The 5,071-nt window shown below is 47.4% G+C and carries 7 protein-coding genes and 1 tRNA gene; 7 read left to right on the top strand and 1 reads right to left on the bottom strand.

Translation table 11 applies throughout. The features are described from left to right. The 4 genes from NNN64_RS22380 to uspF all read left to right on the top strand — a co-directional run. Positions 1-544, top strand: a 544-nt coding sequence (locus tag NNN64_RS22380; RefSeq protein WP_271442822.1) for a hypothetical protein, incomplete at its 5' end; no start/stop codon positions are given. A gap of 14 nt (positions 545-558) precedes the next feature. Continuing rightward, positions 559-810 (top strand): hypothetical protein, encoded by a 252-nt coding sequence (locus NNN64_RS22375; RefSeq protein ID WP_271442821.1) that lies wholly within the window; start codon positions 559-561, stop codon positions 808-810. An 80-nt stretch (positions 811-890) separates the two neighbouring features. Further along, on the top strand, positions 891-1,694 hold the full coding sequence (locus NNN64_RS22370) for an MBL fold metallo-hydrolase (protein ID WP_271442820.1): 804 nt from the start codon (positions 891-893) through the stop codon (positions 1,692-1,694). A 145-nt stretch (positions 1,695-1,839) separates the two neighbouring features. Continuing rightward, positions 1,840-2,268, top strand: coding sequence for a universal stress protein UspF (uspF, locus tag NNN64_RS22365; RefSeq protein WP_061067464.1), 429 nt, complete (start codon positions 1,840-1,842; stop codon positions 2,266-2,268). A gap of 148 nt (positions 2,269-2,416) precedes the next feature. Here the strand turns inward: uspF and NNN64_RS22360 are convergent. Continuing rightward, positions 2,417-2,493 (bottom strand) — tRNA-Arg (locus NNN64_RS22360). A gap of 254 nt (positions 2,494-2,747) precedes the next feature. Between NNN64_RS22360 and fimW the strand changes: the two genes are divergently transcribed. The 3 genes from fimW (at position 2,748) to fimY (ending at position 4,983) form a co-directional block, all read left to right on the top strand. Then, positions 2,748-3,341, top strand: a complete 594-nt coding sequence (fimW, locus tag NNN64_RS22355; RefSeq protein WP_271442819.1) for a fimbria biosynthesis transcriptional regulator FimW — start codon at positions 2,748-2,750, stop codon at positions 3,339-3,341. A gap of 167 nt (positions 3,342-3,508) precedes the next feature. Further along, on the top strand, positions 3,509-4,237 hold the full coding sequence (locus NNN64_RS22350) for an EAL domain-containing protein (protein WP_271442818.1): 729 nt from the start codon (positions 3,509-3,511) through the stop codon (positions 4,235-4,237). A 23-nt stretch (positions 4,238-4,260) separates the two neighbouring features. Continuing rightward, positions 4,261-4,983, top strand: a complete 723-nt coding sequence (fimY, locus tag NNN64_RS22345) for a fimbria biosynthesis regulator FimY (protein WP_271442823.1) — start codon at positions 4,261-4,263, stop codon at positions 4,981-4,983. Positions 4,984-5,071 lie beyond the last annotated feature (88 nt).

Genomic DNA, 5,071 nt, shown 5'->3' with positions numbered 1-5,071 from the left:
CCTATATATAAATTTAATGATGATAGCGAGTAACAAAATGAATAAACGTCTGCTGGCCATTTTCGTCCTCGGCCTGACAACTGCCACAACAGCATGTGCAATCACCCCTGCAATGCAGAAAAAATATGAACGTTCAGGCTGTACGCAGATAAGTGAACTCAACGGTTGCGATGTCAATAAATCTTATCAGTGGAACCGCGATCATGGTTTTATCGAGAACGATCAAAGCCAGCAAAATCGCCATCATCGTCATGCTGAAGATCAGCAAAATACCCGCAATCAAGATAATCATGATAATGCCGGTATTGATGGCAAATTCACCGGTAATTATGTTGCCGAATTTGAGAATGGCCAACGAAGCGTTGATATTCACGTTGAAGACTCTGGCGTCTACGTAAATGGTCATGAAGTGCGTGACGTGAATACCTATAAAGATACGATGACCTTCCGCGTGGGATATGCCACTTATACCCTTAAAACGAATGGTCGCGGTAGCTGGAACAATCCTGACGCCGGGAATGCTGGCAAAATTGTGCGTGAATAATGGGTAACGTCACAATGAAAAAGCTGATATCCGCGGGGATTATTATGGCCAGCCTGTCGGGTTGTGCGGAACATCCTTATCTTTCGGCTGCAGCCGTAGGGGTAGGTGCTGCGGCGGTTGCCACGGCAATCGCCAACCACAAAAACCGCGAATCTAACCGCGATAAAGAGCATGAACGCCAGGAGCGCGAGCAAAGGGAAAATCAGCATGCATGGCGGCATAATCACCATCACCATGATGATGACGGCCACGACTATCATCGTTGAGCCGTCCCAAAGAGCGCTGAGATCACAGCGCTCTGACATTCCGTGCGTTACAGTATGTCGCTTTAACGCTGGAGTCAGGCATGGCTTTAACCCTTACGGTATTGCTTGAAAACAGGCGCGCCCGCGGTGCAGAAAAAGCCCTACGGGCAAAACCTGGATTAAGTCTGTTAGTTCAGGATGAAACCACCACAATATTATTCGATACCGGGCCTGATGACAGTTTTAGGCACAATGCTGCATTGATGGGCGTAGACCTGTCTCAGTTGACCGCTGTCGTGCTCTCACATGGTCACTATGATCACTGTGGCGGCGTCCCGTGGCTTCCCGATAGCAGCCGCGTCATCTGTCATCCACGCATTGCCTGCGAACGTTACGCAGCGTTCACCCTTGCAGGGTATACCCGTAAAATCAAGAAATTATCACGCGAGAATGATTACTCTCGCCTGCAGATGGCATACTCCCGTGAGCCTTTGCCCCTTAGCGAACGCTTTCTGTGGTCAGGAGAAATATCCGTGTCCGCACCGCAGGCCTACGGTGTCATCAATGAGCATCCTCCCCAACAGGACTACATCACTGACGAAGGGGTATTGATCTACAAATCAGACCGCGGATTAGTCATCATTACCGGCTGCGGACACCGGGGTATTGCCAATATCGTCGCTCACAGCCAGCGAATCACGGGCATCAGCAAAATTCATGCCCTGGTCGGTGGCTTCCATTTACGCTGCGCATCGCCCTATACGTTATGGCAAACCCGACGGTTTATTAAACAACAACAGCCAGAAAAACTTCTCGGCTGCCACTGCACCGGCGCATGGGGACGTTTGTGGTTGCCGGGACAAGAAGCCCCCGCGACAGGGGATGTTATTGTGCTGGCCGAATAATAATCACCATTGTGGTTGTTGTATCTCCATCACATAACATTCATGAATATCAAAATGCACGCACAACCTTGATCTGGTCACTTATTATACAGAAATAAAGTTCGCTACACTCAGGACAGAGGTAAACAAACAGGAGGTAGTGAATATGTATCGCTCTATTCTGGTGCCCATTGATATCTCTGAAGCCGATTTAACTCGCCATGTTATTCCGCAGGTTGAAGCGCATGCAAAAACCGCTAAAGTCCATTTTTTAGCGGTCATTCCTACCGTTCCGTTCTACGCATCACTCGGGCTTGCCTACTCCAACGAGTTCCCGGACAGAAGTGGTATACAAGCGAAAGCCACCGAAAAGCTCGACGACATTGTTAAGCAATTCAATATCCCCGCCGGCAGAACTCAGACCCATGTGGTTTATGGCCCACCGAAAGATCAGATCCTTAAACTGGCAGATGCCGTGGACGCCGAATTGATCGTCATTGCATCCCATAAGCCGGGGTTCAGCACCTATCTGTTGGGGTCAACCGCCGCAGCTGTAGTACGTCATGCCAAATGCCCCGTGCTTGTTGTGCGGTGATATTGGTTAGAAAAACAGGAAAACGGGAGCGAGCAGGCTCCCGTTTTTATATCCACAAAACGCTCCAGAAAAAGTTATATGTAGAGCCGCTGATGTAGACGTTATGCCAACTGGAATAAAACCGTGCCGAGAGGGTATTTTATCGAAATGGTACGCCCTGTAGGATTCGAACCTACGACCTACGGCTTAGAAGGCCGTTGCTCTATCCAACTGAGCTAAGGGCGCATAGAGAAGTGATGACTTCATGCAGATGAAACGCGTGAATTATACGGTCAGCGCCTGCTGAGTCAATGCCTTTTGTTCCGGTTGCTGACGAAGTGTACGAATGTTGTTTTTTCTGGTCGTTCATGGGGTTCCAGGAAATCACCTGGTAACAACTCAGCCAGCATAATGCGGGATTTAAGGCTACAAGTATTTAGAAAATTAATGATTTTGCTTAACATTCCCCAACCACTTCCCTGCAGTTCAGGACCTCGTCAATGTTAAGTATCGCTATCAAGGAAGAAAATAGTCATTTCGAACATGGGCTGAAAATCATCATCTCCCGCCTGGCAAATCAGTGGCATCAGGACATCTGCTTTTTACCTACCGAAGATATCGATCGCGCAGACATCGCCTTTATTTCGCTGGATGACGATTGGCTCAGTGCAGGATGTTATCAGGTCCCCATCCACACCAGACGCCAACATCGGGTTATCATCTGCAACGGAGGCGATAAGGATAAGCTGATGTTTCGCCCCTGCCTGTATATGCTGCCGCTGATCTATCGGGAAGATAATGTGGAAGCGATAACCCAAAAACTGATCCTAATTCTGCAAAAACGCGCGCTCCGCCACAGTGTGCCTGCAACCGTCTGCCATTTCTGTACCACCCGCAACTTTTCGGTGGAGGAACGCCAGTTCTTAATGCTACTTGCCAGCGGTAACACGCTCGCTGAAACGGCACATCTTCTCTCCATCAGCGATATACAGGCCAGAGCAACTCGCCGCCGTATTATGAAAAAGCTGGATGTGAAAAATGATCAGCAATTTTTAAGATATATCAGGGCACACCTGAGTTTTCTGCAACAGTAGAGTGGGCCTTGCTGTCGGGCATTGTATTGAGAAATGTCTCATCATCAATTAAGTATCAGTACCTACTGTACCTAACCGCATGCTGCCAGAATACCCTATGTATATTATTTCCGGGGAAACAAATAGACATACTCGGTAATATTTGCTCTGACGCCAGGGGGGATATCGTGGCACCGAGCCTGTTATTATGGAATGATAAATCTGAGCACTCTGTCTTTACCGCCAAAAACAGCGATGCAGAACCCCTGCAATTCGCACTTAAATTCGAGCCCATTGTCAATTTGTCTACCGCGTTGAGATACGGTTGTGAGGTTCTCACACATCTTCCCGCGAATATAAACAGTGAAAAATATTTTCACCAACTGTCGGTTCAACATCGACTGCATCTGTTTTATCAGCAAATTGACAAAATTAAGTGCTATCAACAGGGTCTGCGCTACTCATTGAATTTACCGATGCAAGCCTTCCTGAGTTGGCCGTTATTCCATTCTTTGATTACGCCCTCTCCATCCAGCTTGATTATCGAAATACAAGATCCAAATACGTTTTATTCTTTAAGTACACCTCAGCGGACGCTCATCTATGGCGTAATTCAACATCTTGAAGACCATGGTATCCCAATATGGCTGGATGACGTCAATGAGGAACTGCTGGGCGCATTCACCACAGCCAACTGGCATTTGTCAGGGGTGAAATTGGATAAAAATACGTTCTGGACACTTAGCCATGTGCCGGAAAAACTCCGCCAGGTTATTCAGATGGGGCGCGCAATCGCCGGCCTGGTGGTCGTTGAAGGAATCGAAACGCAAAAACAGCAGGAAATTGCCCTGCGCGCTGGCGCAAATTTGGGTCAGGGATATTTGTGGCCAGCAATTTATCCAGAGCAGGCGCAATAGATACGGACAGGGAAAAAGGAAGGATGCGCAGTGTAAAACGCCGGGAACGGCATCGCCGTTTACGAAACGCCCACTGTACCTGGCAATATGATCACTGTGCACCGCAAGAATTTGACAGAATTGAGTATCTGGCTCAAAAACTTGATTACACATTACCGGGCGACACAATATCTCAAGCAATTATCACAACAGACAACTATCTCGGCTACACGCTTAATCGCTATTTATTTTCTGGTACACACACAGCCATCTTCCAGACGATTGAATCGGCCCTACCACTGTTGAAGGAGTCTGAAGTTAGTCAGTTAGTGGTTGATATGGATGGTGCATCAAGCTCATATTTCGATGTTCTGGAATATCTTCGCCGACTCATTAAAGAGCAGAGTAATATTCAAATTTTCATATTACTTCCCAGTCGTCACGAAGCGCTCAGGCACTTTATTGCGATGGCTGGGCCATTTGATATCCTGCCGCGCCGCCAGCGCCTCCCGGAGATGCGCCATGCTTTATTATCGATGAAGCAGGATCATATTCACTCCGGGTACATAAATCAGGCTGATTGGGAGATGATCTCATTACTCTTGCAAGGTAAATCATTAAAGAAGATTGCTCTCGTGCAGGCCCAACCCTATCACCGCATTATCTATCGCCTGAACCAACTGATCACACGGCTGGGGTTGCCACATCGTCAACATTTTTTGCATCTGATACATCGCCTGAGCGTTACCTCTCCCCATTTAATTTAACACCCTAACCCTCTGTGATATAAGAATTTATAGGAAATTACTTATTTTCAACTGAGAAAACGAATGTGATTTTTACAAACATTTAATA

It is taken from the genome of Citrobacter sp. Igbk 14 (assembly GCF_028069825.1).
Taxonomy (GTDB): domain Bacteria; phylum Pseudomonadota; class Gammaproteobacteria; order Enterobacterales; family Enterobacteriaceae; genus Citrobacter.
The sequence above is the reverse complement of the archived record's forward strand: the minus strand, read 5'-3'. Positions and strand labels throughout refer to the sequence as shown.

Coding starts and splice junctions, on each gene's coding strand:
- NNN64_RS22375 (WP_271442821.1), top strand. CDS start 559: ATGAAAAAGCTGATATCCGCGGGGATTATTATGGCCAGCCTGTCGGGT.
- NNN64_RS22370 (WP_271442820.1), top strand. CDS start 891: ATGGCTTTAACCCTTACGGTATTGCTTGAAAACAGGCGCGCCCGCGGT.
- uspF (WP_061067464.1), top strand. CDS start 1,840: ATGTATCGCTCTATTCTGGTGCCCATTGATATCTCTGAAGCCGATTTA.
- fimW (WP_271442819.1), top strand. CDS start 2,748: ATGTTAAGTATCGCTATCAAGGAAGAAAATAGTCATTTCGAACATGGG.
- fimY (WP_271442823.1), top strand. CDS start 4,261: ATGCGCAGTGTAAAACGCCGGGAACGGCATCGCCGTTTACGAAACGCC.